Here is a 24,248-nt window from a genome sequence, read left to right as displayed (position 1 = left end):
GCTCTGAAGACTGTTCATCCAGTATGATACGCACAATTCGGACTCTAAACTATGCCCGCGCTTGAGGTAATTCCAGCTCTGCCACAGACGGCGGCGGCGCGGCATGAAGCGCTTGTCGCGGTGCAGGACCGCGTGATTGTGCTCGTAGGCAAAGGTCCCAAGCAGCGACTGCTCCTTCGGCGTGGGGTCGGAAAGCATGTTCAACGCTTGATCCGCATGCGCTGCAATCACCACATGATCGAACATGCGGACCACGCCCCGTGCATCTTCGACGTGGACGCAAGACCGGGCGCGCCCGACCCTGCGGACCGGCGTTCCAATGGCGGCTTGAATGTCGCCGTCCTCAAGCAGATGCTGGACATACGTCCTGCTACCGCCGGCAACCGATTTCCACGCGGGACGGCCCACTGCCTGAAGCATGCCGTGATTGGCGTAGAAGTTGAGGAAGGTGGCCGCCGGAAAGTCGAGCATGCCGACCATGGGCGTCGACCAGATAGCCGCGCCCATGGGAAGAATGTGGTCTTCGATAAAGGCGTCCGAATAGCCTTCCGCCTCGAGGAATGCGCCGAGCGAGGTATCGTCCGGATGGCGCTCCAGTGCATGCTGCGCGGTACGGAAGAAACGGAACATGTCGGACACCAGGCGCCAGTGGCGCCGGTTGAAGAGGTTCGTGACCTGACCGAACAGACCCGGGCCGCTGCCGGCATATTCGAACGCGCCGTCATTTGCCGAGACCGCGAAAGTCATGTCGGTCGGCACCGTGCTGACGTCGAGATGGGCGAAGAGTGCGGTGAGGTTGGGGTAGTTCAGCTCATTGAAGACGATGAAGCCCGTATCGACGGGCACCGCGCCATCGGCGGTCAACACAGTCGATGTATGGGTGTGCCCGCCAAGCCTGTGATCCTGCTCGAACAGCGTAACTTTATGGCGCTTGGAAAGAAGCCAAGCAGCCGAGAGGCCGGAAATGCCTGATCCGATAACGGCAATGTTGAGAGGAGGCATAATCACCATGAAGCTTAAGGGATGTGCAAGCGCTACGCGCCGCCTGGCAGATTGGATCACTCTAAAGAGTAGATTGTTCAAGCATACCTTGTTCAGACACTCTAAGCACTATCCGCCGGCCAAGGTCCTCGTGGCCCCGTAGCCGAAAAGCGCGGCCGTGCCGGTAAGGGCCGTGCCCCAAGCGATATCCACGATTGTGACCGTCGGGTTCCAGCCTTTTAGCGTGGCGAGATTGGTCATGTCGTAAGTGGCGTAGGTGAAGAAGCCGAACAGCGCGCCATAGAGCAGCGCGGTCTTCCACGACCCGGACTGCAGCGCGGGCGCCACTGCGAAGATGACAACTCCCGCGACGAACACGAGATAAAACCCGACCGCAGCGGCCAGGTTGAAGTTCTCGAGCAGCAGCGGGCCGATCTCCCGCTGGTAGAAGGTCTTGGCGACGTATCCAAGCCAGATGAAGTCGAGTACGAGGAAACTGAGCGCGGTAGCCACATAGGCAACGGCATAAGTCATGCGAGGATCCCGAGATGTTGTCCGTGCACTTTGTACGGAAGATCACTCAATCCGGATCACCGCGCGGTTCAAGTCCGAGCCAGGCACTGACCTAGCGCCGCGGGGCGTCCTCGTCATCCGGGGGCTCATCCTCAAGCGCACGATAGGCGGCGCCATCCAGATCCTCGAACTGACCCGAACGCAGGGCCCACAGAAAGGCGCCAAGGCCTAGTCCGCCGAGAATGAGGGCCGCCGGAACGAGCCAGGCGAGAGCCGTCATGCGCGTTTACCTCCCGCGAGCCGCGTTGCGTTGAGCGTCACCAGAATGGACGAACTCGACATCACGATGGCCGCGATCAACGGTGTCACAAATCCCCCCATCGCAAGCGGGACACAGATCGCATTGTAGACCAGGGCGACGCCGAAATTCTGGAGCGCCATACGTCGAGCGCGAGAGCCCGTGTCGACGGCCTCCGCCACGGAGGAAAGCGCACGCCCCTGGAAAATGAAATCGGCGGCCCGCTGGCTGATATCGGCGGCCGTCGCCGGCGACATGGACGCGTGGGCGGCCGCGAGCGCGGGCGCATCGTTCAAGCCGTCGCCCACCATGAGGACCTTGCGGCCCTCGCTCGCGCGATCTTCGAGCCAAGCGATCTTGTCCGCCGGCTTCAGCTCGCCCAGGAATACATCGATGCCCGCGTCTTGTGCCGTGCGGGCGACCACCGTCTCTCGGTCTCCGGATAGAAGCGCGACGGCAAAGCCGCGCGCCTTCAGCACGGCGATGGTCTCGGCCGCGTCGGGGCGCAGCCGGTCGGCAAAGCAGAAGAGGACAGGCGCGTCTTCCCCATAACGATACCAAACTTCGGCCGTATTTCCGGCCGTCTTCTTCACTCCGCACCAGGCGGCGGACCCAAGACGTTCCTCCCCGCGCGACGTCCGAACCAGAAGCCCCTCGCCCGGCGTCTCCTCAACGTTCCTTGCGACTTCGACGGTCCCGAGCCGCTCCTCGGCGGCGGCGACAAGGGCGCGGGAGAACGGATGACGGCTCCCGCTTGCGAGCGACGCGGCGGCGGCGAGCGTGCCGGCCGGAACAGCCTCGGCGTCCAGAAGCTGAGGCTCCCCCAGGGTCAATGTGCCGGTCTTGTCGAAGACGACCGCATCAACCTCCGCGATGCGCTCGAGCCCATCGGGCACCTTGACCATGACGCCGCACTTGAACAGCCGCGATGCCGCAGCGATCTGAACGACAGGGACGGCTAGCGCGAGCGCGCACGGGCAGGTGATGATAAGCACGGCGATCGCGTAGGTGAGTGCGGTTTGCCAGGACGCCCCGAACCCGAGCCAGCCGATAAAGGTTACGAGCCCCAACCCGTGTACGGCCGGCGCATAGATTTGTGCCGCCCGGTCGGCGAGCACACGATAGCGGGCCTTCCCCTGCTCCGCCGCCATCATCAATCGGCTGATCTCGGCGAGCAGCGTGGCATCGTCCGCCGCGGTGACCTTGATCTCAAGGCTGCGAGTCAGGCTCAGCGACCCTGCGTAGATTTGCGTCCCATCCGCGACGGCCGCCGGCATGGTCTCGCCCGTGATCAGGCTCTGATCGATCTCGCCGGTTCCGCGCACGACAACCCCATCGGCCCCGACGCGCTCCCCGACGGCGACCAGGATCCGATCGCCCGGGCGCAGCGCATTAGCCGGGACCTTGCTTTGGCTGCCGTCCTCGGTAATGACGGTCGCGATCCCGCTTTGCAGGCTTAAGAGATTCTGGGCCTCACCACGCGCACGGACCCGCAAAGCCTCGTCTAGATAGCGGCCGACTAGAAGAAAGAAGAGAAGCATAACCGCCGCATCGAAATAGACCTGCTCGCTCGCCTGCATGGTCTGGTAGATGCTCATGCCCGTCGCCAGGATGATCGCGAGCGAGATCGGCACATCCATATTGAGGCGGCGGCCCTTCAGCGCCGCAAAGGCGGACACGAAGAACGGCTCGCCCGCATAGATGATTGTGGGCAAGGCAATTAGCGCTGATAGCCAACGGAACATCTGCGCGACCGCCGGATCCATGTCGCCTCCCTCGCCGGACCAAACCGCGATGGAGATGAGCATGATGTTCATGGCGGCAAAGCCGGCCACCGCGACGCGCCTGAGCAGATATCTTTGGCGCTGATCTCCGCGATCCTGCTTGGAGGCTTCGAGCGGCGCCGCTTCGAACCCAACCCGGTCCAGCGCAGCAATGACGTCGGCCTCGTTTGTCGCGGCGGAGTCGTAAGTGACGGTCACCCGCTTCGCGGCGAGGGACGCGCGCGCTGCTTGGACGCCATTGACCCGCATAGCCGCACGTTCGACGGCCCGTAGGCAGCCGCCGCAATGCATGTCCTCCACCGCGAGGATCATGGTCGAAGGGTCGGCCGCAGCATTTTCTTGCGCATGCGGATCAGACTCATTGAGAGGCGCAGCGTCCTTGAACGGCGCCGCGTCTTTGAACTGCGAGGTTGGGACCTCCGTCATGACCCGTCGGCGACGATCAATCGCTTTTTCAGCCGATAGACCGGTGCACCGCCCTCCTGTTCAGACGACTCGACACTCAAGACCCAATTCCCCGGGTCAAGCGTCACGTCGGAGACGTACACGCCTTCAGCCCATTCGCGGAAGGTGACGACGCGGTCCTCATGATTGATGGCCGGGCGTCCAAGCGTCCCCGTCAGCGCGAGCCCCGAGACGGGCGCCGCGGACGTATCGGTGAGGCGCAGGGTGAGTCGGCCGGCGCTCTCGTCATACTCCGCCCGCCCGGCCCAGCCCTTGGCGGCCTGGCGCTGGGCCTCGGCAATGGTCTCATTGTAGTTGAGACCGCTGCGATAGGGGTTCGGGCGGTCGCCGCCGCTGAACGTGGACACGGCGTAATAGACAAGGAATCCATTGGCCACGAACATGATGCCAAAGAAGATGGCGAGGCCGAGAAGCACATGGCGTCCCGTCACGCCGCGCGGGAAAGGCCCGGCCGCCATCATCGGTTCGACCTGCGCTTGGGCGGTCCCTGGAAGGTCGCATCGTGCTCGGTGCTCTCACCCGTCGCGATGTTGGTCACCACAAATTTGAAGGGACTCGCCTGGCCGGGTAGTGCACGGACACCCGTCTTGTCCAGGGCGACGTATAGCTTGACTGATTTCAGCTTGTCCGGCGGGACCGGCACGACGCCACCCTCATGGCCGATCATCTGGACGGTAGCGCCAGGCAGCCCATCTACGCCGAGTTTGAAGGCACGTGGAACATACTGTTTGTTCAGGATCTTGATCTCATAGCCATTACGCACGCCCCCGTCGGAAAGTTTGACGTAAAGCGGATTGCGATCATGTAGGACACTCACCCCAAGATCAGGGCGCATGACGAGCGCGACGACCATAATAAGCCCGACAAGCGCAATGGCTCCTGCGTAAAGCAGGACGCGCGGTCGGAACAGCCGCAAGGCCTCGGCGTTCTCCGCGCCGGCATCGAGATTGCGGATCGTGTCATAGGCAATCAGGCCACGTGGTCTGCCGACCTTGTCCATGATGGCGTCACAGGCATCAATGCACAGCGCGCATTGGATGCACTCGAGCTGCGCGCCTTCGCGGATATCGACGCCGGCGGGACATACCGCGACGCATTGGTTGCAGTCGATGCAATCGCCCCGGCCCTCCCACGACTGACCGGCCTTATGCGGCCCTTTAGGCTCGCCGCGCCAAGAACGGTAGGAAATCAAGAGGGAGTCGCGATCGAACATCGCGCCCTGGATGCGCGGCCAGGGGCACATATAGATGCACACCTGCTCGCGCGCGATTCCGCCAAGCACATAGGTCGTCAGCGTAAACAATCCGATGAAGAGGTAGGCCACTGCCGGTGCATCAAACGTCACGAGCTGCTTGGCCAGGGTCGGCGCATCGGCGAAGTAGAACACCCAGGCCCCGCCCGTGGCGACTGCGATCAAGAGCCACGTCAGATGCGTGATCCCCTTCTTCCGGAGCGTTTCGAACGACCAGGGGTGCTTGTCGAGCCGCAGGCGCGCATTGCGGTCTCCTTGCCAGAAGCGCTCCACGGCGATCATCAGATCCGTCCAAACGGTCTGAGGACAGGTGTAGCCGCACCAAACGCGCCCTGCTACGGAGGTGACGAGAAACAGCGCAAGCGACGCCAGCACCAGCAAGCCGGTGATATAGTAGAATTCCTGCGGCCAAATCTCGAGAAAGAAGAAATAGAAGCGTCGCGCAGGCAGATCGATTAAAACGGCTTGGTCGGGCAGATACGGTCCGCGGTCCCAGCGTACAAATGGCAGCAGATAATAGATGCCGAGCGTGACTGCCATGACGATCCATTTGATCGTCCTGAAGCGGCCATGGGCCTCTTTTGAGTAGATCTTAGTCCGGCTAGCGTAGAGCTGCGCTCCCTCACCTGAGGAAGACACGCCGCCGCCGCCCAACTCGACATTTGCCATCTTTATCCCAAGCTACTGTCGGACGTTATTGTCCTCCGCCCAAGGAGTGCACGTAGATCGCAAGCTCCTTGATCGTTGCCGGATCCAGGCGCTCTTCCCAAGCTGGCATCATACCAGCGCGGCTGCTGTAGATCGTTTCGACGATAGTCTCCTTAGCACCACCGTACAGCCAGAGCTCGTCTGTTAGGTTGGGTGCGCCGAGGGCCTGGTTGCCCTTGCCGTCCGGTCCGTGACAAGCCGCGCAGTTGGTCGCAAATATCTCCTGGCCGCGCGCCGCGGCCTCATCGTCTTCCGCATTGCCGGACAGTGACATCACGTACTCGGCCGTGTCGGAGATCTGGTCGCGTTTCAGCATGCCCAGCTGACCGAAGGCCGGCATCATGCCCGCACGTGTCTTGGGATCTTCGGCGCGAATGCCATACTTAATGGTCTGGTGAATGGCGTCCAGCGAGCCGCCCCACAGCCAGGCATCATCACGCAGGTTCGGATATCCGACCGCACCTTGTGCGCCACGGCCATGGCAGGGTGCACAATTGTCCCCGAAAGCGGCCTCGCCGCCAGCAAGGGCGAAGTTGAATAGCTCGGGGTCGGCCTTGATCGAATCCATATCGGCCGCGGCGATCTTGTCGCGGAACACCGCCTTCTCTGCATGCGATGCAGCCACGTCCTTGGCCACCTGATCCCGCTGGCTGTAGCCGATCCAGCCTTTCGAGTAGGACGAAACGGTCGGCCACGCTGGATAGACGAGCCAATAACCGATGGCCCAAACGATCGTGGCGTAGAGGATGTAGAGCCACCATTTGGGCAGCGGCTGATTGAGCTCTTGGATACCGTCCCACTCGTGACCGGTGGTCCCGACCTCCTCCGGGGTATTGGCTTGCTTCTTGGCCATGGCTCAGCTGTCTTTCTCGTTATCAGAGTCTGGGTCGTCTTCCAGGGGCAGCTTTGCTGCCTCGTCGAAGCGCTTTTTGTTGCCGGGCCAAAACGCATAAACCACGACACCGGCAAACAGTACGATGAAGAAGATGAGCGCAGCTACTTGGCTGATCGAAGCGACTTGTTCGTATTCCATCGTCCGGTCCTCACCTCAGATTGGGGCCGGCTTCGTCGAAGCTGGCGAAGTCGACGAGTGTTCCAAGCATCTGCATATACGCGACCAAGGCATCCAGTTCGGTGACCTTCTCCGGATCGCCGTCGAAGGACCGCGCCTGCGCTTTCGGATAGCGCGCAAGCAGCGCCGCCACGTCCCCCGAGTCTTTTCCAGCCTGTGCCTCAACGTCGGCTTTCGCCGCTTCGATCATCTCGTCCGTATACGGGACGCCGACGGTCGCATTTGTCTTCAGCTGATCCTGGATGTCATCATAGTCCAGCTCACGCTCTGCCAGGAACGGATAGCCCGGCATCACCGATTCCGGAACGACAGAGCGCGGGTCTATCATGTGGGCTCTGTGCCATTCGTCGGAATATTTTCCGCCAACGCGCGCGAGGTCCGGCCCGGTGCGCTTGGAGCCCCACTGGAACGGATGGTCGTACATACTCTCCGCGGCCAAGCTGTAGTGGCCGTAGCGCTCGACCTCGTCTCTGAGAGAGCGGATCATCTGGCTGTGGCACAGATAGCAGCCCTCGCGGATGTAGATGTTGCGGCCGGACAATTCGAGCGGCGAGTAAGGCCGCATGCCTTGAACCTTCTCGACCGTCGAACTCAACCAGAACAACGGCGCGATTTCGATCAGGCCGCCGATGCTCACCACGATCAAGATGCCAACGAGCATCAGCATCGGGCTCTTCTCTAAGACGTCGTGTTTTCCCCAGCTCATTGGCCCCTCCCTATTCCGCCGGCGCCGTGTATTCGCCAGGCCGGAACTCAGGAGCCGCAGCGACAGACGGTTGATCGGTCGCATCGACTGGCTGATCGCCACGTGCCGTGCGCCACAGATTGTAAGCCATCAAGAAAGAGCCAAGTACGAAGAGCAGTCCGCCAACGGCCCGGATAATGTAAAACGGGTGCATGGCCTCGACCGTCTCCACGAAGGAGTATTCGAGGAAGCCGAGAGAGTCATAGGCCCGCCACATCAGCCCTTGCAGGATGCCCGATACCCACATGGACGTTATGTAGAGCACAATGCCGAGCGTCGAGATCCAGAAGTGCCACTCAACAAGGCGCTGCGAATAGAGCGCCTTGCGGTGCCACAGCCATGGCACGAGGCAATAGAGAGCGCCGAAGCTGATAAACGCGACCCAGCCTAGCGCCCCGGAATGCACATGCCCGATGGTCCAATCGGTGTAATGCGACAGCGAGTTGACTGACTTTATGCTCATTAGCGGGCCTTCGAAGGTCGACATCCCGTAAAAGGCCACGGCCACGATTAGCATGCGGATTACCGGATCTGTCCGAAGTTTGTCCCAGGCACCAGATAGCGTCATGAGGCCGTTGATCATGCCGCCCCAGGATGGCATCCACAGGATGATCGAGAAGGTCATGCCAAGCGTCTGCGCCCAGTCAGGCAGGGCTGTGTAATGGAGATGATGCGGGCCCGCCCAGATATAGATGAAGATCAGAGACCAGAAATGGACGACCGACAGGCGGTACGAATAGATGGGCCGCTCGGCGCGTTTCGGCACAAAATAATACATCATGCCGAGGAATCCGGCCGTCAGGAAGAAGCCCACAGCGTTGTGGCCGTACCACCACTGGGTCATGGCATCCTGGACACCCGAATAGAGGATGTAGCTCTTGGTACCCAGCAGCGACACCGGCACCGCCAGATTGTTGACGATGTGCAATATGGCGACGGTGACAATGAACGCGAGGTAGAACCAGTTTGCCACGTATACGTGTGGCTCTTTACGTTTGGCGACGGTCGCGATGAAGACGAGGAAGTAGACGACCCAAACAGCGGTCAGCCACAAATCCACATACCATTCCGGCTCAGCGTATTCCTTGCTTTGCGTGACGCCAAGCAGATAGCCGGTGGCCGCCAGTACGATGAAGAGCTGGTATCCCCAGAACACGAACCATGGCGACCACTTGCCCGCGAGCCGCGCACGACAAGTCCGCTGCACCACGTAGAACGATGTTGCGATGAGCGCATTACCGCCGAACGCAAAAATCACCGCCGAAGTATGGACCGGCCGCAAGCGCCCGAAACTGGTCCAGGGCAGATCAAAGTTTAGAGCAGGAAAAGCAAGCTGCCAGGCGATGATGTCGCCCACTAGAAAGCCGGCAATTCCCCAGAAAACCGTGGCGATAACGCCGGCCCGGATAACACCGTCCGCGTAGCCGCTCGTGTCAGCGGGCTCGCGTCCCTCGACGAACAGCGTGAGCATATAAAGGAGCGCGAGACCCGATGCACCGAGCAAGAGACAGCCATGAAACTTCATGGCCGGATCTGCGCCCGCTATGGCGAGGACAAGCCCAAGAATAACAAGGAAAGCGGCGGCCCCAATCGCGAGAATGTCCGACAGCGCTTTCCATTCATCCCGTTGCGTTGTTGCGGCCATGTTTCCAACCCCTCGATCTCAAGCCTTGTCCAGGTCTTGCCAAGGGCTCAAGCGGCGGTGCCGAGTCCCCGGAAAATTCGCCCCATCCGCATCAAACCGCGCGGTTCATTACCGTATCGTTACACGCCGACCGTCGGGCTGCTACCTTGATACAGCGCAAGCTTAAGCGATCTGACGCAAAGTTTGATTGTTCCGTCCTCCACCTACTTGCTGCGCAAACTCATGATGTAGGCCGTCACATCTTCGAGTTCGGACTTGGTGATCGGAATCACCGGCATCGGATGCTTAGGTATGACGATGCGCGTCATGATCGCGCCTTCGGTTTGATTGGGCTTATTGGCAATCGCGGCAAAGCTCGGAACATCCGCAACGGCTTTGGTCTGCCGGTCCGAAACCAGATGGCAGTTGGTGCAGACGCGCTCGGCCAGCGCCTTGCCGCGAGCGGGGTCCGGCTGACTTGTGACCGGCCCTTGCGTCCGCGCGGCCGAGCCAAGCCCGAGAATGAGCACAAAGGCTAAAAGCGCACTGCCACCCAGCGATACTCGAAACCCCCAAAGCCTCATGTCGCCATGGCCTCGAGTTTGGATATGTCGAGCACCGTCACTTGCCGGGCCGACTCGAGCTTGATGATGCCTGCGTCTTTCAGTTCGGCGAACATCCTCGAAACCGTCTCTAGCGTGAGGCCGAGATAGTCCGCGATGTCGTGGCGCGGCATCGCGAGATGCAGGGAGCGGTCCGAACCCGTCCGGCGAGCCATCTCTATAAGAAATGCCGCGACCCGCTCCAGCGCATTCCTCCGGCCAAGGAGAAGCAAGTGATCCTGAGTCTGCCTGAGCCCGACCATGGTGCGGTTCAGCAGTTCGTGCACGAAACCGGTCGACGATGTGGCGCTCAACAGGCTCTGCCATTTATAGGCGAGAACCTTGACCGGCCCGATCGCCTCGGCGGAAACGTGGTGCATATCGTCCAGTTCGAAACCGAACATGTCGCCGGGGAGGTGAAACGCACTAATCTGCCGGCGCCCGTCCGGCAGAAGCTTCGACACGCGAACCACGCCGGAAACGATCTTGTACACGTATCCCGCCGCCTCGCCTTCGGCGAAAATCTCACTGTTGCGCGCGAAATTGAGCGGGACGCTCGATGCTTGAAAGTCGTCGTCGAGTCGCGGCCGCGGGGGAGTCACCGACACGGGCGGCGTTTGGGTCTGCGGGAAGTCGAGGACGGGATGTGGCGTCAGCATGATAACCCCCGAAAGGTTCAATTGACTGACGTCAGATTTAGCGATGATTGCGCGCGGCCTAAATTCGGGCCGGTTCCCTAAGGGAAACTACGTAGGCGGATGGAGATCAGGAGGACCGCATGGGCTGGCTTGAAGGCCCATTCTTTTCAATCACTTGCCGGATGGTCTCCAGCATGACCCCGCCAAGGATCGGCTTTTCGAGGACTTCCGTGACCCCGCCGGTCCTAGCTTTGGCAAGGAGCCGCTCGGTTTTCTGGGACACCATGAGGATAACCGGGACACAGGGATCGCAGGGAAGCTTTGATTCGCCAACCTCCGCGACCCGCGAAAAGACGTCCTGGTCCAGCACCAGGCAGGTGCCGTGGAGATGGGGTGCCCGCAGAATAGGAGATAGCGCGTGCTCGTCGCAGAAACGTGTCTCATAGCCCTCGAGCTCCAATGAAAATCTTAGGCTATCCGCAAGCATGCCATCGCGAACGGCGATCAGAACGGTTCCAGACTGGCTCATCTGCTTCTTCCCCAAACATTGGCCCTCGCCCAGCGGTTCACCGCAGCCTTTGAGAACAGTCTATGTGTCGCGAGGCATACGACCTTGAGCCACGTCAAATCGGGTGTGTGCCCGGGAATTGCGCGGGTGCGGCCCTATTTGGAAATGCCGGCGGGAGGGGGGACGTGGGCCAGAACAGCCATGCGAACCAGCTCGGGCAGACTCTTCGCCTGCATCTTGGTCATCACGTTTGCGCGGTAGACCTCTACCGTTCGCGGGCTGATGCCATACACGGCGGCGATGACTTTGTTGGCCTGCCCCGCGACCAGGCCTTCGAGAACCTGACGCTCGCGCTCGGACAAGGTTGCAAGGCGGCTGAGCACCTCCGGCAACTGGCCATCGTTCTCGCCGCCCGCCTTGTCAAGCGCGGCTTTAACGGCCTTGAGCAACACTTCCTCTTCGAAGGGCTTCTCGATGAAGTCCACGGCGCCGGCCTTCATGGCCTCGACGGCGAGCGGAATGTCGCCATGACCCGTGATGACGATCGCCGGAAGCAAGGGCATTCTGTCCTTGATCCGGTTCAAAAGCTCGATGCCCGTCATCTCGGGCATGCGGACGTCCGTGACGAGACAACCGCACAAAGACGGATCCAGGGATTCGAGAAACACTTTTGCTGACTCGTAGAGCCGTATGGGTAGCCCCACCGAACCAAGCATGAAGGCCAAGGACTGACGAACGGCCTCGTCGTCATCGACGATATGCACGACGGCGTTGACGGGCATCAGACCTTGTCCTCGCTTCTGACGGGCTCCAGCGTGAACCGGAAAATCGTGCCCCCTCCGGGGTTCGGCTCGACCCACATGCGCCCTCCATGCGCCTCGACCAGGCGCTTGGAAATCGACAGCCCCACTCCCATGCCGTTGGACTTGGTTGTCACAAAGGGCTGGAACAGTTGCTCGGCGATCTTGTCCGAAATGCCGCTCCCGGTGTCGGCGATCGAGATCTGTACCATGGGTTCGCCGGTTTCATCTGTATCGATGGAGGTCCGTGCCGTGGAAACCAATAGGACTTTCGGGTCGCGCCCCTCCATCGCCTCGATGGCATTGCGCATGAGATTCAGTACAACCTGCTGCACCTGAACCTTGACGACCATCACGTCGGGGACGGACGTATCGAGCTGAAAGCTCGCCTTCACGCCCTCGTCCTTAGCGTCGATCAGCGCCAGTGCGCTTGTCTCCTCGACAAGATCGTTGATGTTTTCCCGGTGCCGCACGGTTTCATGGTTGGTCACGAAGTCGCGGAGCTGCCGAATAATCTCGGCGGCACGCAGCGTCTGCTTGGTAGTAGCCGCGAGCGCATCGCGAACCATGGTGACCTTCTTGTCTTCAATGGATTCAAGCAGCCGATTGCACCCTTGCAGATAGTTGGAAATCGCGGTCAAGGGTTGGTTGACTTCATGCGCAAGGGTCGAGGCCATCTCACCCATTGCAGTCAAGCGTGAAAGCCGCGCCAGCTCAGTCTGTAGGTCCTGCAACTGCTTCTCGGTTCTTTGGCGTTCGGTAAGGTCACGGACAAAGCCCGTGAAGAATCGCTGCTCGCCAGATTTCATCTCCGCGACCTCGAGCTTCATGGGGAATGTCGACCCATCCTTGCGCGCCCCGGTCACCACGCGGTCGAAGCCGATGATCCGCTTCTCACCGGTGCCGAGATAGCGTGAGATATAGCCGTCGTGCTCCTCGCGGAATGGCGAGGGCATTAGAACCGACACATTTTTCCCGGCTACATCGACTTCCCGGTGGCCGAAAAGGCGTTCGGCCGCAGCGCTGAAGGAGCGGATCATACCCGTCTCGTCGATGACTACGGTCGCATCGGGGACCGTGTCCAAAATCGAGCGCAAGTGTGCCTCACGCGAGCGGACCTCCCTGGCGCTGCGGCGGCTGCGCAAACGTGTCCTGCGCAGCAACTCGCCCAACCATGCAATCCCGACCCCGACGCCTGCGAAGACCCCAACCTCAGCCAGGGCCGGGACGGTGAAGTCACCACTCGGAATCAAGGCAAAACCGATAGTAGCTGACAGAGCGGTCGCCAGCAGACCGGGGCCGAACCCGCCAAAGCCTGCTGCGATCGCAAGACCGGGAATAAAGATGAGAAACGAAGCGCGCCCTTCGAGCCATGGATAAAGACCCCAGGCGAGGCATGCCATGACCACAACAGCTGCTACCGCGACGCCATAGTGGGTGGCGCTCGTTGCCGGGTCGATAATCGTGCTCCGCAGCCGCTCTATCGAGCCCAGGCGCCGTTCTTTCGTCAAGGGTCCATGCATCGCAAGGACATTACCATTTTCGCGCCCCAGACCTAGGCTGAGCGTGACTGTAGCTCTTGCGGCTGGCGATCGAAAATCTCCCCTCGATGCCCGGCCAGACCGTTAAGCAGTAGGCCTCGCGAACACAACAGGATGATGCGGCTTGCGCAAGCCATGCAATGGATCGGCTCGGTCAATCAGATGGAGCGATGTGGGAGGTCCAGTCTAGCATGGCAACGAATCAAGGCTCGCGGAGGGCCTTAGGGGTATCCAGGCCGTAATGGACGAGCCGGTCCCAAGCTTCTTCGGCCGTATCGACGAATTCTAGCAAGTCGGTGTCCTGCGGCTGAATTGTACCAAACGCCACCAGGGCTTCAAAATTGATGACCGCTTGCCAGTACTCGCGCGAAAACAGGATTACGGGGATCGGCGCCATCTTCTGCGTCTGCTTCAGGGTTAGCACCTCGAAAAGCTCGTCGAGGGTGCCAAGACCGCCTGGAAAGATAGCCAACGCAGTGGCGCGCATGGCGAAGTGCATTTTCCGGATAGCGAAGTAGCGGAAGTGGAACGTCAGTTCCGGCGTCGTATACTGATTGGGTGGCTGCTCCTCGGGCAAGTCAATGTTGAAGCCGATGCTCGGGGCCCCGGCATCCATGGCGCCCCGGTTGGCGGCCTCCATGATGCCGGGTCCGCCGCCGGTGACCAGCACATTGCGCCGCGCGCCGTTTGTTGCTCGCGCCCCACCGCGCTCCGACACGATCCGTCCGAAACGCCGCGCCTCCGCATACCACGCAGAAAGGTCAAGCTGCTGTTCTGCAAAGGCAAGGCTCTCAGCACTTTCTGCCTGCCTCACGGCGGCTTCGGCATCCTCCGGCGAGTGGAGAAGGTGACTGCCGAACACGACGACAGTCGAGACAATCTCCTTTTCTGACAGCACGAGATCGGCTTCCAAGAACTCCTGTGCAAGGCGTAAGGGGCGCGCATCGTCACCTTCGAGCCCTTCGGTTGCCTCCAAGGCCAACAGGTCGCGTAACACCTTTTCCCGGCCGGGCTCGGGGGTCCCGGCGATCCGCGCCCATAAGGCGTTCTCTTCGTTGCGGCAGGCGTCTTGCTGCTTGGACATCTACGATCGGCTGGGGTTCCATTGGCAGGTGATGACCGCAACACCACGGGGGCAGTGTCGGGTGCTAGTCGACCTTTTTTGCGGCAACCGCGCTGGTGGGCTTTTCCGTCATAGCCGTCCCAGGACGGAAGGCGGTCTTCATATACCCGTCGCCGTCCTGGCTGAGCTTGGTGATCCAACCAGTGGTCCATTTGATCACGGCAGCACCGCCGTCCGCCGACCAAGTCCCTTCTAAGACCGTGCCGTGTTTCTCACCCGTGGCCTTGCCGTCTCCCGACAAAGCGATGGTGAAGGCATGGCCCTTGGAATCCTCGGTGAAGTATTTGCCCGCCCAGTCGCCGGCTAAACTGACGCCGATACTCATCAGTGTCAGACCCGCTGCCGCGACAAAGCCCAGAACCCATTTATTCTTTCTCATGGCCGCACCTTCTAGGAGCTTCTTGTTGATTCCACAAATGCCATTTCATCAGAGCACGGTCGATGCAAAGCGACCCTAGCGCGACTTGGTCTTTTTGCGCCGGTTGACCTCTCGCTGGCTGACTTCGCCGGACTGAACCAATGCTCGGACACAAGATTTAGACAGCTGGTCGCCGTGCCGATTCATGCAGTTCCGTAAGGCGTTCGTTTCGAGCCCGTACTCCCCGCAATACTTCTTGTAGTCCGCCCGGCAATATTTCCGTACCGCTTCAGAATAGGCGGAGGCATTGGCCGCACTTACCTGGGCTACGCTTAGAAGGATCGCGCTCGCGACGCAGAGGGTCAAAGCAATGATGACGAAACGGTCCATACTACGGTAATGCCCCAGCTTGTATTCATGAAACCTACATTTAGGTCAGCATACCGCAATGACGCCGATCAAGGTAGCGCCGCCTTCCCAGGCGCCATCTGCAGGATGGCGCGGATGCTGCACCCGCCTTCAACCACACAAATAGGGTGGCAGTTGCAGTGCGCCATGTTCATTGCTCTGTGCTAGACCCGGAGTGGGGCGGACAGGTGCGAGGGGCTTCCATGGGGCAAGCAGGCGGCGAGGCAGATAACCACTCCGAGTTCTGGCTGGCTGTTGTGGCGGCTTGTGCGGGCGCCTTCGTTGTGGCCTACAACACGACAGCGGTCATGACGGCTTTGCCGGCCATCAGGTCGAGCCTGGATCTCAATGTCGATACACTCCAATGGGTCATCAATATCTATATGCTCTCGGCAGCGGTAACACTCGCGGCCATGGGGCATTTCGGCGACACGTTCGGCCTGACGCGCCTATTCGCGATCGGCCTCGGCCTGTTCGGGCTCGGCTCGATCACGATCGCGCTGTCCGGAGACGCGGTAATTTTGCTGGCGGGACGGAGCTTACAGGGGCTGGGCGTGGCCGCCTTGATGTCGATGTCCGTGGCGCTGGTCAGCGTGTCGACGCCCCCGGAAAAGCGCGCCTTCGCGCTCGGAATTTGGGCCGCGACCGTCGCCATGGGATTTGCCCTCGGGCCGCTCATCGGCGGCACCTTGACGGATATTATCAGTTGGCGCGCCGTCTTCGTGCTCGACTTGATTATCTTGTCGATCGCGGGGTTCCTGTGTTTCAAGGTGGCCCGCTTGGGCCTGGTCCCGCACAAGGCCGTGGCAGGAAAGCGGACCGATTTTCTGGGCATTGCCCTCCTATTCGTGACACTAACCTCGTTCCTCTACGGCCTAACCAGCGGCCCGTTGTTCGGCTGGACCTCCGTTCAGACGCTTTTGTTGTTCGCATTGGCGATAGCGGGCGGCGTGGGCTTCGTAGTCCGGGAGCTGCACGCCGGCGAACCTCTTATCGAGTTCGGCTTCTTCCGCCATCTGGACTATGTCGCCGCTACGATCGGCATGTTCTTGAATGGCGTGACCCAGATGGGGATTCTGTACTTCACGAACCTTTTCCTGCAGGCGCCTCAGGGGTTGCACTTCAGCGCCTCGCAGGCGGGTCTCGCCCTGCTGCCGTTTACGCTTGCGATGTTCGTGATCTCGCTGACGTTGCCGAGGCTGATTGTTCCCGGCAAGTACCGCATTCCGGTCGTGGCCGGCATGCTGATGCTCGCCGTTGGGTTCTGGCTAATGCATGACATCGACCATCAAACACCCTACGTCGACGTCTGGTGGCGGCTGGTCATTCTTGGTGTGGGCGTCGGCTTCAACTGGGCGCTGCTGCCGCGCTTGGGCCTGGGTGTCTTGCCCGACGCGCATGCTGGTCAAGGGTCCGGGGTCCTCAATACGAGCATGTTCGCAGGCCTTGCCACCGGAACAGCCCTTGGCGGCGTGGTCGCTGCGCAGATCAAGCGCAAAATTATCGACCCGGTTGTCGACAGTGTCGCCGCAAGCGCACCCGATCTCGGCGCATTGAAGATCAAGTTGGTTCACGGATCGGAAGGCCAGATTGAGCGCGCCATGACCAAAGTTCCGCACGGTGATAGTGTGACGCTCGAAGGCGCTATGCGGGGTGCGTTCGACAGCGGCTTCTCCGGCGTCATGGTAATGATGACTCTCATGGCGCTGGCCGGCGTTCTGATCAGTGCCCTTCTCATCCGCCCCGAGCCTGCGGCACGCTGACACCGGGCGCTACCGACTAGGCCTTGGCGAGCACGGCAGCCTTGATCTGCGCCACGACGCTCTCGCCGGGTTGAAAGCAGAGCCGGTTCCACGATAGACGCGAGACTCGGCTTAGGAGCGGCGCCCCTCTCCCATTGGCGCCAAGTTTCAAGAGAACGGTCATCTGCGTATCCCCCAGGGGTTCGACCGAGTCGATACGAACCGGCACGGCGTTGAGGATGGTGGTGTCGGTCACAACCTCCCGGCTCAGGCTCACGTCGCTGGCCGCGATCCGCAACCGCCGTACCGTGCCTGGCGGGCCGATATTGCCGGCGACCAGAAGCGTCCCACCCGGGACATCGACTTTGGCGATACCGTATTCGGGGTCGAAGTCTTGGACGCGGCCATCCAGCACCGCCGCGGGTTCGGGCATCCGGACCATCGGCAGGGATGGATCGGCCAACAATTCGGCGATGGGACCCGCCGCCCGCACAGTCCCGTGCTCCATGATGACCAAAGTGTCTGCCAGCCGTTCGATCTCGCTGATGTCGTGACTGACATAAAGAACCGGGATCGACAGAGCGCTGTTCAGGCGCTCCAGATAGGGCAGAATCTCTTCGCGCCCCGTCCGTTCCAGGGCCGAAAGCGGCTCGTCCATCAGGAGAAGGCGCGGCTGCGAGAGCAGTGCCCGGCCGATGGCCACGCGCTGACGCTCGCCTCCGGACAGATGGGCCGTCGGCCGATCGAACAGCCGGTCGATGCCGAGCAGATCCACCACATCGTCGAAGCCGATCGTATGCGCTCGCGCTGTCACGCGCCTCTGTCCAAATTCAAGATTTCCTCTCACGGAGAGGTGCGGAAACAGGCTCGCTTCTTGAAAGACATAGCCGAGGGCGCGACGGTACACGGGAACGAAACGGTTTTCCGATTGCCAGACCTCGCCGTCGATCACGAGCTTGCCGTGCTCAAACCGGATGAGCCCCGCCACGCAACGTAGAACCGTCGTCTTGCCGCATCCCGAAGGACCGAACAGAGCGGTTACGCCTTGGCTCGGCGCGGTGAAGTCCGCATCAAGCCGGAAGCTGCCCTGTTGTCCCGAGAAGCGCGCTTCGATCACGAGAGGTCGCTCTTAAAACGCGTCTCGATGAGACGCATCGCTAGGATAACCGCAAAGGACAGCACCAGCATCACTCCAGCGAGCACGTGGGCTTTGCCCCATTCCAGGGTTTCGACGAACTCAAAGATGGCGATCGAGAGAACCTTGGTCTCGCCGGGAATACTGCCGCCGATCATCAGTACGACGCCGAATTCGCCCATGGTGTGAGCGAAACCGAGGATCGCGCCGGTCAGAATGCCAGGGCTCGCCAGCGGCAGGGCGACATTGAAAAAAGCGTCCAACGGTCCGGCCCGCAAAGTCGCCGCGGCCTCCCAGTGCCGCTCGCCCATCGCTTCGAACGCGTTGCGGATCGGGTTCACCACGAATGGCAGAGAATAGAGTGTCGACCCCACCACGAGTCCTACAAACGTGAAGGGTAGCGTCCGGCCGATCAGCGCGGTGAAGTAGCTGTGCGGTCCCATGGCGATGAGCAGATAGAAACCGAGGACGGTAGGCGGCAAAACAATGGGGAGTGACACGAGGACCGCGACGATCTCCTTCCCCCAAGCCTTGCTCCGTGCAAGCCACCACGCCAGGGGAACGCCGATGACGAGCAGTACCACCGTGGTCACCGCGGCGAGCTCCAGCGTGAGCAAGATCGTCTCGATCATCGCCGCGTCGAACATGACCGCCTCTCCTTTCAGTTCTGGTCCGGCACCCGATAGCCAAGGCCGGCGATTATCTTGCCCGCTTCGGCGCCTTTCAGAAACTCCAGAAAGGCTCTGGCGGCGCCATTGTCACGGCCATGGTCCAGGAGAATAGCGTCTTGCCGCAGCGGACGATGCAGATCGTCCGGCACGACCCAACGCGATCCGGTACCATTCTCCATGACCTGAGACAGCGCAACAAACCCTACCGGCGCATTGCCCGTGGCAACGAACTGATAGGTCTGGCTGATACTTTTTCCCGCGACGAGGCGGGATTCGAGGTCCTTTAGAACCCCGAGACCCTTCATCGTATCGATCGCGGCAGCGCCATAGGGCGCGGTGACCGGGTTCGCTGTGGCGACGTGGCGAAGAGCTTTGTATGACAAGACCGACGGTGTCCCGTCGATCAGATCGGCGTCCACGCTCCATAGAACGAGCCCCCCGATCGCATACGTGAAGCGTGTGCCCGGAACGCCGAGTCGCTCCCTCTCGGCCCGTTCGGGGCGCTCGGTGTCTGCGGCCAATAAGGCGTCGAACGGAGCGCCATGAATGATCTGGGTGAAGAGTTGCCCGGTCGAGCCGAAGCTGAACACGACGCGATGACCAGTAGCCGCCTCGAAGGCCGCTCCGAGGCGCTTGGCCGCTAGGGTAAAATTGGCCGCCACGGCGACCGTCGTTTCCCCAGCGCGGACGGGACCGACCGGAAGGCTCGCCAAAGCCACCATCCCGAGGCCAATCGAAAATCTCGTGATGGCGTCTGCCATTGCGGTCCGTCAAGAATGAGAACTGATGGCGGCGAAAATGGCAATTGCCGGGGGACCTGGCAAGCTCCGAACTAGATGGAGAGTCGTTCGCATCGGTTCAGGGAGCGGGGTGGGACGCGTTGCGAATGATACGGATAGAACAGGCCTATCCTGTCAACCGCCGACAGTCGGTTACCGCCGCTCAGTCAACGATACGAAACCGGACGCCTTCTGAGCTGACATATTGTTTAGGCCCGACGCGGGTGAAACTCACGCAACTGGTGCCCTTGGCCGGCCCACTCGGGAAAGTCGAACAGATCTTATTGCCTTGCGGGCGCCAGGTGCCCTTCACCGATCCGAGCATGGCCTTGGCGGAAACGACGCCGCCGGGCCGGTAGCGCATGGTGACGGTCATTCCGAACTGACGCGTGACGATCGTCTTGTTGAGCATCTCATTGGACACTTCCGACGCGGTGAGCATTTTCGCCAGGACCGGTGTAGGCAGAACGGCACTGAACAGGAAGATGACGGACAGGGCACGCATCATGATCGGTTCTCCGCGATTGCCGGACGTACATAGGTGCCCGGCGCCATATCTAGTGCGGCTATTTCAAACTAGCCGACTTGTCACTCATTACGGTACGGAATCGCGTTTGGATCACTGGCGCGATAGGGACAAACGGGCGAGCGTGCCGCCGACCTAGTCCGTTTTGCGGATGACACGGGCAAAGCTCAGACTGGCGATCAGTCCCAGCAGTGCGAAGCCCGTGACGACCCAGAACACGTGCTGGTGCCCGGCGGCACCAGGAGACTGATCGAGCAGGTAACCCATGAGGGGCCCCATGAAGACGTCCGGCGTGTAGCCGATGACGGACACGAGGCCGACGGCGGTGCCCGTATACGCCATGGGAATTTTACCTTCACGCATGATTGCGAAATACAAACCGCGCAGCGCGAATATCCCCATACTGCAGCAGACCATCGTGAGCAGGAACATCCAGAGCATGCCTGCGCCGATGAGCCCACTCGCGAGCACTAAGCTGCCGCCCGCCAGCACGGCGAATGAACTCGCCGTCATGGTCGACGCACCGATCCTGTCAGCCAATAGCCCTGCGCCAATAGCGGCAAAGGGGCGGACCCAAAGCGATACGACGCCGGCTTTGGCGGCGTCGACCTGATCGAGACCGACCACTTGGTTCGCGTAGAGCGAAAAATCGTCGATTGCTTTAAAGCCGACATAAGCACACAGAATGATCGCGGCCTGCAGCCAAACACTCGGCATGGCGGCTACGCGGGCAACGCCTTGCAAAGACAATTTCCGCCGCTCGCCATCCTGCGCTGGATCGTTATGCGGGAGTGCCAGCAGGACCAGCAAGGCGGCGGCGCATGTGACGGCCGACAGAACCAGAATGATCCGGCGCAAGGCCTCGGTGCGTTCCGCGAGGCTGGCCGTCTCGCTATCAGCTGGAAGCAGCCCGGCGAAGAGCAGGACCATCATCGAGCCCATCAAGGCCGCCAGCAGCCCTCTGCCACCATCGAGCAAACCGAAGGCGCGCCCTTGCTCGTCCTCGCCGCCCCATTGGCGCGTGGCGCGGATCAGCGGGGCCCAGAACAGCGCGATGGTGGTGATGCCCCAATAGGCGTAGAGAACTACGAGCGTGGAAAGCGATGGCACCGTCATCATTACAAGTCCGCCGGCAGCCGTGGACACCAACGCGACAGCCAGCAGAATTCGCGCGGGAAATCTGTCGGCCAGCGGACCACCAAAGAAATACGCGGCCATGGCGACAACGCCATATACGGAAAATGCGGTGCCCAGCTCAAGATTGTTCAGATCAAAGACTTCAAGGAGCGTCGGCCGGAACACGCGCGCCATAACGAAGGGCAGGAGAAAAACAGACTCGCCGGCGATAATCAGTGCCGTGATCGACATACCTCGCCGTGCATCGCTCATTTTACAGGGGCGCCCCTCAATGTCCTGTGCAGCTTAGCTCTAACAGACTCGGTGTCTCTTGCAGGCTGAATTCGCCGGAAGACGCCCGCACGGAGGCTCCCCGCGCGCCTCTCCCGTCGCCACGGCCGCCATATAGGGGATCCACCCTATCGAACGGGTGCTGGCCTTCCGGCTAGCCTTTCCTCATTGGCAACACGCAAACCGCACTACCGCTTCACCGCGTGGGCCAATGACGGACCAACCCGACAAGGAGACGACCGATGAAGGCATGGATGGATGTTGCTGCGATTGCGGCGTTGGCGGCTGTTCTGACTGTCAGCGGCACCGCCATCGCGCGCGATGCTAGACAGCTCGTGCCGATTCGTGCGGACCCCGGTAGCCCTCAAAGTCTGACAGGCAGCGTCTACGGCTATACTTTGGAGGTCTGCAGCGGCAACTGCAACAACGGCATGAACTGGTTCGCCGATAGCATCCTATGTGATGGCGGCGGTAAGAGCAGAAGCGCCGCAGGCCGCCGTCTCGGCGCTCGGTGCACGTGTTTTCCAACTGCGGCGGGGCGCGTCGGTGGGTTCACCAGCACCCGCGTGGTCTTCTACAAGAGCGGACCCTAATGTCCAGTGACCCCAATTCTACCCATCAAAGAATGGACCCATGGAAACAAGCGTGGAAACTTCTCCCAACGGCAGGATTACAACTGATCCGACCCCTCCAGAAGCCCTTCGCGCAGCGCGTAACTCAAGAGTTCGGCAACGGAATGGACATCGAGTTTTCGCATAAGGTTGGTGCGATGATTGTCGACGGTTTTCAAACTGACGCCCAAACGGCTTGCGATTTCTTTGTTGGAGAGTCCTGTCGCGACGAGGCTGAGAATTTGCCGCTCGCGCGCGGTGAGGCTGCTCGCCGGCGTTCCCTCTTCGAGTATAGCCACGATTTCCGGCGCGATGACCTTTCCACCGCTCAGGATGACGGGGATGCTTTCTCGCAACTTGTCCGGATCGCCGCGCTTGGCGAACAGGCCGTCCACACCGGCCGTGACCAATTCGCTCAAGAGACCGAGCGATGTCAGCCCCGTGAAGACGACGATACACGTATCGGGACTCCAGCGCCGGACCTCTTCGTAGATCTCGAGCCCTTGCGCGTAGGGCATCGCCATGTCCAAGGTCAGGAGGCCGGGCTTGTGGCGGCGCACCAGGCTGATCGCCTCGAGTCCGTCCTGAGCTTCGGCGACAATGGAGATGCCGTCTACGGACTGAAGAATCTGTTTGATGCCGTCCCGCAGCAATTGATGATCGTCGGCTACGATGGCCGTTGCTTTGATTTCCGGTAACCGGTCATGAGCCATTCAGACATCCCCCGTTCAGCGCGCTCGCGGTCGACCCCAAACTGGGTCCGACAATCCGGCCTCATTTTGTTAGCAGTGCTCGTAGGGGCGGTTCAAGCGTGGGCTGCTCTCGCCACACCGCTGAAGCTGCAGCCGACGGATTTTCATGCCGATCTCGCCCCGCGGGTGAGATACCTCGTTGACGGTGAAAAGACGTTGACGGCGAAAGAGGCTCTCAGACTCCTTCCGACAAACAGGTTCAGAAGCGTCGATACGCCCTTGGTGGACTTCGGCTTCACGAAGGCACGTTTTTGGCTGTGGACGGAGGTGGAGAACGCCTCCAACGCGCCAGGCACTTGGAACCTCGTGCTCGGCAATCCGCTGGTCGATACGCTCGACGTTTATCTGGTGCCGGAAGGCGGCGAACCGGTCGAGATCCTATCGCACAGTTTCGACGAACCCTTCAGCGCCCGCAAAACTGCCTATCGCAACTTCGTCGCAACGTTTCGGCTCGGCCCCCATGAGCGTGCCGGACTCCTTATCGCATATTCGTCCAAGGCCGCCACGCAGCAGTTGACCTATATCGAGAGCCCCGACTATTTCTTCGCCCAGGTCGACCAGGAAGACATGCACAACTTTTTGGTCCTGGGGCTGCTGCTGGGCATGACCCTCGTGAGCGTCATCTATCTCACCGCGCTCCGGTCGAAGGCGGCTCTCTTTTATGGCGTGTACATTTGCGCCGCCGCTCTATACCTGTTCCAAACGGACGGTTATGCGTTTCAGTTCCTGTGGCCGTCTTGGCCCATGTGGAACAACATGGCGGTTGTTCCGATCGGCGCCGCTTGGGCCGGCGCGGGCCTCCTGTTCGCCCGCTCGTTCATCGATGCGCCGAAGAACCACCCCCTTCTCAACAGGCTCTTTGTTGCGGGCGTGATCGCCTCGGCCGCGATGTTCCTCTCTTCCTTCTGGCTGTTCGAGGCCGCTTGGTTCAAGTTCATTGCACTGGCCCTGGCTGTCTTCTCGACCTCTCTTTACGTCGCCGCGGGTGTCGTCGCATTCCGGCGCGGCCAGCCGGGTGGGCGCTTCTTTCTCGCCGGTGCGCTGATCGTCGTCGCGCCTATCCTATTCGGCCTTGTCAGCTACGCGTGGCCCGGTCAGTTTTCGCAAGACCTGATCGGACACGGCGCGCGCTATGCGCTCATGCTGGAAGGCACGGCGTTCGCCCTCGCCATCTTCGCAAACATACTTGGGTTGCGCCGTGAGCG

At 60.9% G+C, this 24,248-nt stretch carries 27 protein-coding genes; 3 read left to right on the top strand and 24 right to left on the bottom strand.

Annotated elements, in window-relative coordinates; translation table 11 throughout:
• The 18 genes from WBQ77_RS07510 to WBQ77_RS07425 form a co-directional block, all read right to left on the bottom strand.
• The coding region (locus tag WBQ77_RS07510) for an NAD(P)/FAD-dependent oxidoreductase (protein WP_424059618.1) at window positions 1-1,002 on the bottom strand (1,002 nt) is incomplete at its 3' end.
• A gap of 108 nt (window positions 1,003-1,110) precedes the next feature.
• On the bottom strand, window positions 1,111-1,515 hold the full coding sequence (locus tag WBQ77_RS07505) for a DUF2177 family protein (protein ID WP_424059616.1): 405 nt from the start codon (window positions 1,513-1,515) through the stop codon (window positions 1,111-1,113).
• Between the two features lie 91 nt (window positions 1,516-1,606).
• A complete protein-coding gene (ccoS, locus tag WBQ77_RS07500; RefSeq protein ID WP_424043801.1) occupies window positions 1,607-1,774 on the bottom strand; it encodes a cbb3-type cytochrome oxidase assembly protein CcoS in 168 nt (55 codons plus the stop codon).
• On the bottom strand, window positions 1,771-4,002 hold the full coding sequence (locus WBQ77_RS07495) for a heavy metal translocating P-type ATPase (RefSeq protein ID WP_424059614.1): 2,232 nt from the start codon (window positions 4,000-4,002) through the stop codon (window positions 1,771-1,773). Before WBQ77_RS07495 ends, ccoS begins: the two co-directional genes overlap by 4 nt.
• Window positions 3,999-4,502 (bottom strand): FixH family protein, encoded by a 504-nt coding sequence (locus WBQ77_RS07490; protein ID WP_424059611.1) that lies wholly within the window; start codon window positions 4,500-4,502, stop codon window positions 3,999-4,001. Before WBQ77_RS07490 ends, WBQ77_RS07495 begins: the two co-directional genes overlap by 4 nt.
• The gene (gene ccoG, locus WBQ77_RS07485; RefSeq protein ID WP_424043796.1) at window positions 4,499-5,962 is read right to left on the bottom strand and encodes a cytochrome c oxidase accessory protein CcoG; all 1,464 of its coding nucleotides are present in this window, start codon (window positions 5,960-5,962) and stop codon (window positions 4,499-4,501) included. The genes WBQ77_RS07490 and ccoG overlap by 4 nt, the downstream gene beginning before the upstream one ends.
• 25 nt (window positions 5,963-5,987) lie before the next feature.
• Window positions 5,988-6,854, bottom strand: a complete 867-nt coding sequence (gene ccoP, locus WBQ77_RS07480) for a cytochrome-c oxidase, cbb3-type subunit III (RefSeq protein WP_424059610.1) — start codon at window positions 6,852-6,854, stop codon at window positions 5,988-5,990.
• Window positions 6,855-6,857: 3 nt separating this feature from the next.
• Window positions 6,858-7,034 (bottom strand): cbb3-type cytochrome oxidase subunit 3, encoded by a 177-nt coding sequence (locus WBQ77_RS07475; protein ID WP_424043792.1) that lies wholly within the window; start codon window positions 7,032-7,034, stop codon window positions 6,858-6,860.
• Window positions 7,035-7,044: 10 nt separating this feature from the next.
• Window positions 7,045-7,779: a cytochrome-c oxidase, cbb3-type subunit II gene (gene ccoO, locus WBQ77_RS07470; protein ID WP_424043790.1), complete on the bottom strand. Its 735-nt coding sequence runs from the start codon at window positions 7,777-7,779 to the stop codon at window positions 7,045-7,047.
• Window positions 7,780-7,789: 10 nt separating this feature from the next.
• Window positions 7,790-9,463 carry a cytochrome-c oxidase, cbb3-type subunit I gene (gene ccoN / locus WBQ77_RS07465; RefSeq protein ID WP_424043788.1) on the bottom strand — a complete coding sequence of 558 codons (1,674 nt, stop codon included), beginning with the start codon at window positions 9,461-9,463 and terminating at the stop codon, window positions 7,790-7,792.
• A 203-nt stretch (window positions 9,464-9,666) separates the two neighbouring features.
• Entirely contained in the window at window positions 9,667-10,026 is a 360-nt protein-coding gene (locus WBQ77_RS07460; RefSeq protein WP_424043786.1) for a c-type cytochrome, read from the bottom strand.
• The gene (locus WBQ77_RS07455) at window positions 10,023-10,703 is read right to left on the bottom strand and encodes a helix-turn-helix domain-containing protein (protein WP_424043784.1); all 681 of its coding nucleotides are present in this window, start codon (window positions 10,701-10,703) and stop codon (window positions 10,023-10,025) included. Before WBQ77_RS07455 ends, WBQ77_RS07460 begins: the two co-directional genes overlap by 4 nt.
• Before the next feature lie 106 nt (window positions 10,704-10,809).
• The gene (locus tag WBQ77_RS07450) at window positions 10,810-11,211 is read right to left on the bottom strand and encodes a hypothetical protein (RefSeq protein WP_424043783.1); all 402 of its coding nucleotides are present in this window, start codon (window positions 11,209-11,211) and stop codon (window positions 10,810-10,812) included.
• A gap of 134 nt (window positions 11,212-11,345) precedes the next feature.
• Window positions 11,346-11,972 carry a response regulator FixJ gene (fixJ, locus tag WBQ77_RS07445; protein WP_424043781.1) on the bottom strand — a complete coding sequence of 209 codons (627 nt, stop codon included), beginning with the start codon at window positions 11,970-11,972 and terminating at the stop codon, window positions 11,346-11,348.
• Window positions 11,972-13,513, bottom strand: a complete 1,542-nt coding sequence (locus tag WBQ77_RS07440; protein WP_424059608.1) for a two-component system sensor histidine kinase NtrB — start codon at window positions 13,511-13,513, stop codon at window positions 11,972-11,974. Before WBQ77_RS07440 ends, fixJ begins: the two co-directional genes overlap by 1 nt.
• 220 nt (window positions 13,514-13,733) lie before the next feature.
• Window positions 13,734-14,615, bottom strand: a complete 882-nt coding sequence (locus WBQ77_RS07435) for an LOG family protein (RefSeq protein ID WP_424043084.1) — start codon at window positions 14,613-14,615, stop codon at window positions 13,734-13,736.
• Window positions 14,616-14,679: 64 nt separating this feature from the next.
• Complete coding sequence (locus WBQ77_RS07430) at window positions 14,680-15,033, bottom strand: hypothetical protein (protein WP_424059606.1); 354 nt, start codon at window positions 15,031-15,033, stop codon at window positions 14,680-14,682.
• Window positions 15,034-15,108: 75 nt separating this feature from the next.
• Window positions 15,109-15,402, bottom strand: a complete 294-nt coding sequence (locus WBQ77_RS07425; RefSeq protein WP_424043087.1) for a hypothetical protein — start codon at window positions 15,400-15,402, stop codon at window positions 15,109-15,111.
• 221 nt (window positions 15,403-15,623) lie between these two features.
• Between WBQ77_RS07425 and WBQ77_RS07420 the strand changes: the two genes are divergently transcribed.
• Window positions 15,624-17,183 (top strand): MFS transporter, encoded by a 1,560-nt coding sequence (locus WBQ77_RS07420; RefSeq protein ID WP_424059604.1) that lies wholly within the window; start codon window positions 15,624-15,626, stop codon window positions 17,181-17,183.
• Between the two features lie 16 nt (window positions 17,184-17,199).
• On the opposite strand, the gene modC is transcribed toward WBQ77_RS07420, so the two are convergent.
• From modC to WBQ77_RS07395, 5 genes are all read right to left on the bottom strand, one after another.
• Entirely contained in the window at window positions 17,200-18,279 is a 1,080-nt protein-coding gene (gene modC, locus WBQ77_RS07415; protein ID WP_424043091.1) for a molybdenum ABC transporter ATP-binding protein, read from the bottom strand.
• Window positions 18,276-18,944 (bottom strand): molybdate ABC transporter permease subunit, encoded by a 669-nt coding sequence (gene modB, locus WBQ77_RS07410; RefSeq protein ID WP_424059601.1) that lies wholly within the window; start codon window positions 18,942-18,944, stop codon window positions 18,276-18,278. The genes modC and modB overlap by 4 nt, the downstream gene beginning before the upstream one ends.
• Before the next feature lie 14 nt (window positions 18,945-18,958).
• Window positions 18,959-19,729 (bottom strand): molybdate ABC transporter substrate-binding protein, encoded by a 771-nt coding sequence (gene modA / locus WBQ77_RS07405; RefSeq protein WP_424059600.1) that lies wholly within the window; start codon window positions 19,727-19,729, stop codon window positions 18,959-18,961.
• A gap of 181 nt (window positions 19,730-19,910) precedes the next feature.
• Window positions 19,911-20,255, bottom strand: a complete 345-nt coding sequence (locus WBQ77_RS07400) for a hypothetical protein (RefSeq protein WP_424044157.1) — start codon at window positions 20,253-20,255, stop codon at window positions 19,911-19,913.
• A gap of 153 nt (window positions 20,256-20,408) precedes the next feature.
• Window positions 20,409-21,662 carry an MFS transporter gene (locus WBQ77_RS07395; RefSeq protein WP_424059598.1) on the bottom strand — a complete coding sequence of 418 codons (1,254 nt, stop codon included), beginning with the start codon at window positions 21,660-21,662 and terminating at the stop codon, window positions 20,409-20,411.
• A gap of 260 nt (window positions 21,663-21,922) precedes the next feature.
• Here WBQ77_RS07395 and WBQ77_RS07390 point away from each other — a divergent pair, with 260 nt between their 5' ends.
• Window positions 21,923-22,273: a hypothetical protein gene (locus WBQ77_RS07390; RefSeq protein ID WP_424044153.1), complete on the top strand. Its 351-nt coding sequence runs from the start codon at window positions 21,923-21,925 to the stop codon at window positions 22,271-22,273.
• 77 nt (window positions 22,274-22,350) lie between these two features.
• On the opposite strand, the gene WBQ77_RS07385 is transcribed toward WBQ77_RS07390, so the two are convergent.
• On the bottom strand, window positions 22,351-23,004 hold the full coding sequence (locus WBQ77_RS07385) for a response regulator (RefSeq protein ID WP_424044152.1): 654 nt from the start codon (window positions 23,002-23,004) through the stop codon (window positions 22,351-22,353).
• 195 nt (window positions 23,005-23,199) lie between these two features.
• Here WBQ77_RS07385 and WBQ77_RS07380 point away from each other — a divergent pair.
• Window positions 23,200-24,248: 7TMR-DISM family protein (locus WBQ77_RS07380; RefSeq protein ID WP_424059596.1), on the top strand; the 1,049-nt coding region annotated here is incomplete at its 3' end.

This window comes from Methyloceanibacter sp. (assembly GCF_049590335.1).
Lineage (GTDB): Bacteria > Pseudomonadota > Alphaproteobacteria > Rhizobiales > Methyloligellaceae > Methyloceanibacter.
Note: the sequence above shows the minus strand (reverse complement) of the source record. Positions and strands in the feature narration are given on the sequence as shown.

What these genes read in the sequence shown, in the direction of transcription:
- ccoP (WP_424059610.1), bottom strand. Translation starts at nt 6,854, where the DNA reads ATGGCCAAGAAGCAAGCCAATACCCCGGAGGAGGTCGGGACCACCGGT.
- WBQ77_RS07420 (WP_424059604.1), top strand. Translation starts at nt 15,624, where the DNA reads ATGGGGCAAGCAGGCGGCGAGGCAGATAACCACTCCGAGTTCTGGCTG.
- WBQ77_RS07425 (WP_424043087.1), bottom strand. Translation starts at nt 15,402, where the DNA reads ATGGACCGTTTCGTCATCATTGCTTTGACCCTCTGCGTCGCGAGCGCG.
- ccoG (WP_424043796.1), bottom strand. Translation starts at nt 5,962, where the DNA reads ATGGCAAATGTCGAGTTGGGCGGCGGCGGCGTGTCTTCCTCAGGTGAG.
- ccoS (WP_424043801.1), bottom strand. Translation starts at nt 1,774, where the DNA reads ATGACGGCTCTCGCCTGGCTCGTTCCGGCGGCCCTCATTCTCGGCGGA.
- WBQ77_RS07400 (WP_424044157.1), bottom strand. Translation starts at nt 20,255, where the DNA reads ATGATGCGTGCCCTGTCCGTCATCTTCCTGTTCAGTGCCGTTCTGCCT.
- WBQ77_RS07450 (WP_424043783.1), bottom strand. Translation starts at nt 11,211, where the DNA reads ATGAGCCAGTCTGGAACCGTTCTGATCGCCGTTCGCGATGGCATGCTT.
- WBQ77_RS07505 (WP_424059616.1), bottom strand. Translation starts at nt 1,515, where the DNA reads ATGACTTATGCCGTTGCCTATGTGGCTACCGCGCTCAGTTTCCTCGTA.
- WBQ77_RS07440 (WP_424059608.1), bottom strand. Translation starts at nt 13,513, where the DNA reads ATGCATGGACCCTTGACGAAAGAACGGCGCCTGGGCTCGATAGAGCGG.
- WBQ77_RS07495 (WP_424059614.1), bottom strand. Translation starts at nt 4,002, where the DNA reads ATGACGGAGGTCCCAACCTCGCAGTTCAAAGACGCGGCGCCGTTCAAG.
- fixJ (WP_424043781.1), bottom strand. Translation starts at nt 11,972, where the DNA reads ATGCCCGTCAACGCCGTCGTGCATATCGTCGATGACGACGAGGCCGTT.
- WBQ77_RS07460 (WP_424043786.1), bottom strand. Translation starts at nt 10,026, where the DNA reads ATGAGGCTTTGGGGGTTTCGAGTATCGCTGGGTGGCAGTGCGCTTTTA.
- WBQ77_RS07455 (WP_424043784.1), bottom strand. Translation starts at nt 10,703, where the DNA reads ATGCTGACGCCACATCCCGTCCTCGACTTCCCGCAGACCCAAACGCCG.
- ccoO (WP_424043790.1), bottom strand. Translation starts at nt 7,779, where the DNA reads ATGAGCTGGGGAAAACACGACGTCTTAGAGAAGAGCCCGATGCTGATG.
- WBQ77_RS07490 (WP_424059611.1), bottom strand. Translation starts at nt 4,502, where the DNA reads ATGATGGCGGCCGGGCCTTTCCCGCGCGGCGTGACGGGACGCCATGTG.
- ccoN (WP_424043788.1), bottom strand. Translation starts at nt 9,463, where the DNA reads ATGGCCGCAACAACGCAACGGGATGAATGGAAAGCGCTGTCGGACATT.
- WBQ77_RS07395 (WP_424059598.1), bottom strand. Translation starts at nt 21,662, where the DNA reads ATGAGCGATGCACGGCGAGGTATGTCGATCACGGCACTGATTATCGCC.
- WBQ77_RS07435 (WP_424043084.1), bottom strand. Translation starts at nt 14,615, where the DNA reads ATGTCCAAGCAGCAAGACGCCTGCCGCAACGAAGAGAACGCCTTATGG.
- WBQ77_RS07390 (WP_424044153.1), top strand. Translation starts at nt 21,923, where the DNA reads ATGAAGGCATGGATGGATGTTGCTGCGATTGCGGCGTTGGCGGCTGTT.
- WBQ77_RS07430 (WP_424059606.1), bottom strand. Translation starts at nt 15,033, where the DNA reads ATGAGAAAGAATAAATGGGTTCTGGGCTTTGTCGCGGCAGCGGGTCTG.
- modA (WP_424059600.1), bottom strand. Translation starts at nt 19,729, where the DNA reads ATGGCAGACGCCATCACGAGATTTTCGATTGGCCTCGGGATGGTGGCT.
- WBQ77_RS07385 (WP_424044152.1), bottom strand. Translation starts at nt 23,004, where the DNA reads ATGGCTCATGACCGGTTACCGGAAATCAAAGCAACGGCCATCGTAGCC.
- modB (WP_424059601.1), bottom strand. Translation starts at nt 18,944, where the DNA reads ATGTTCGACGCGGCGATGATCGAGACGATCTTGCTCACGCTGGAGCTC.
- WBQ77_RS07475 (WP_424043792.1), bottom strand. Translation starts at nt 7,034, where the DNA reads ATGGAATACGAACAAGTCGCTTCGATCAGCCAAGTAGCTGCGCTCATC.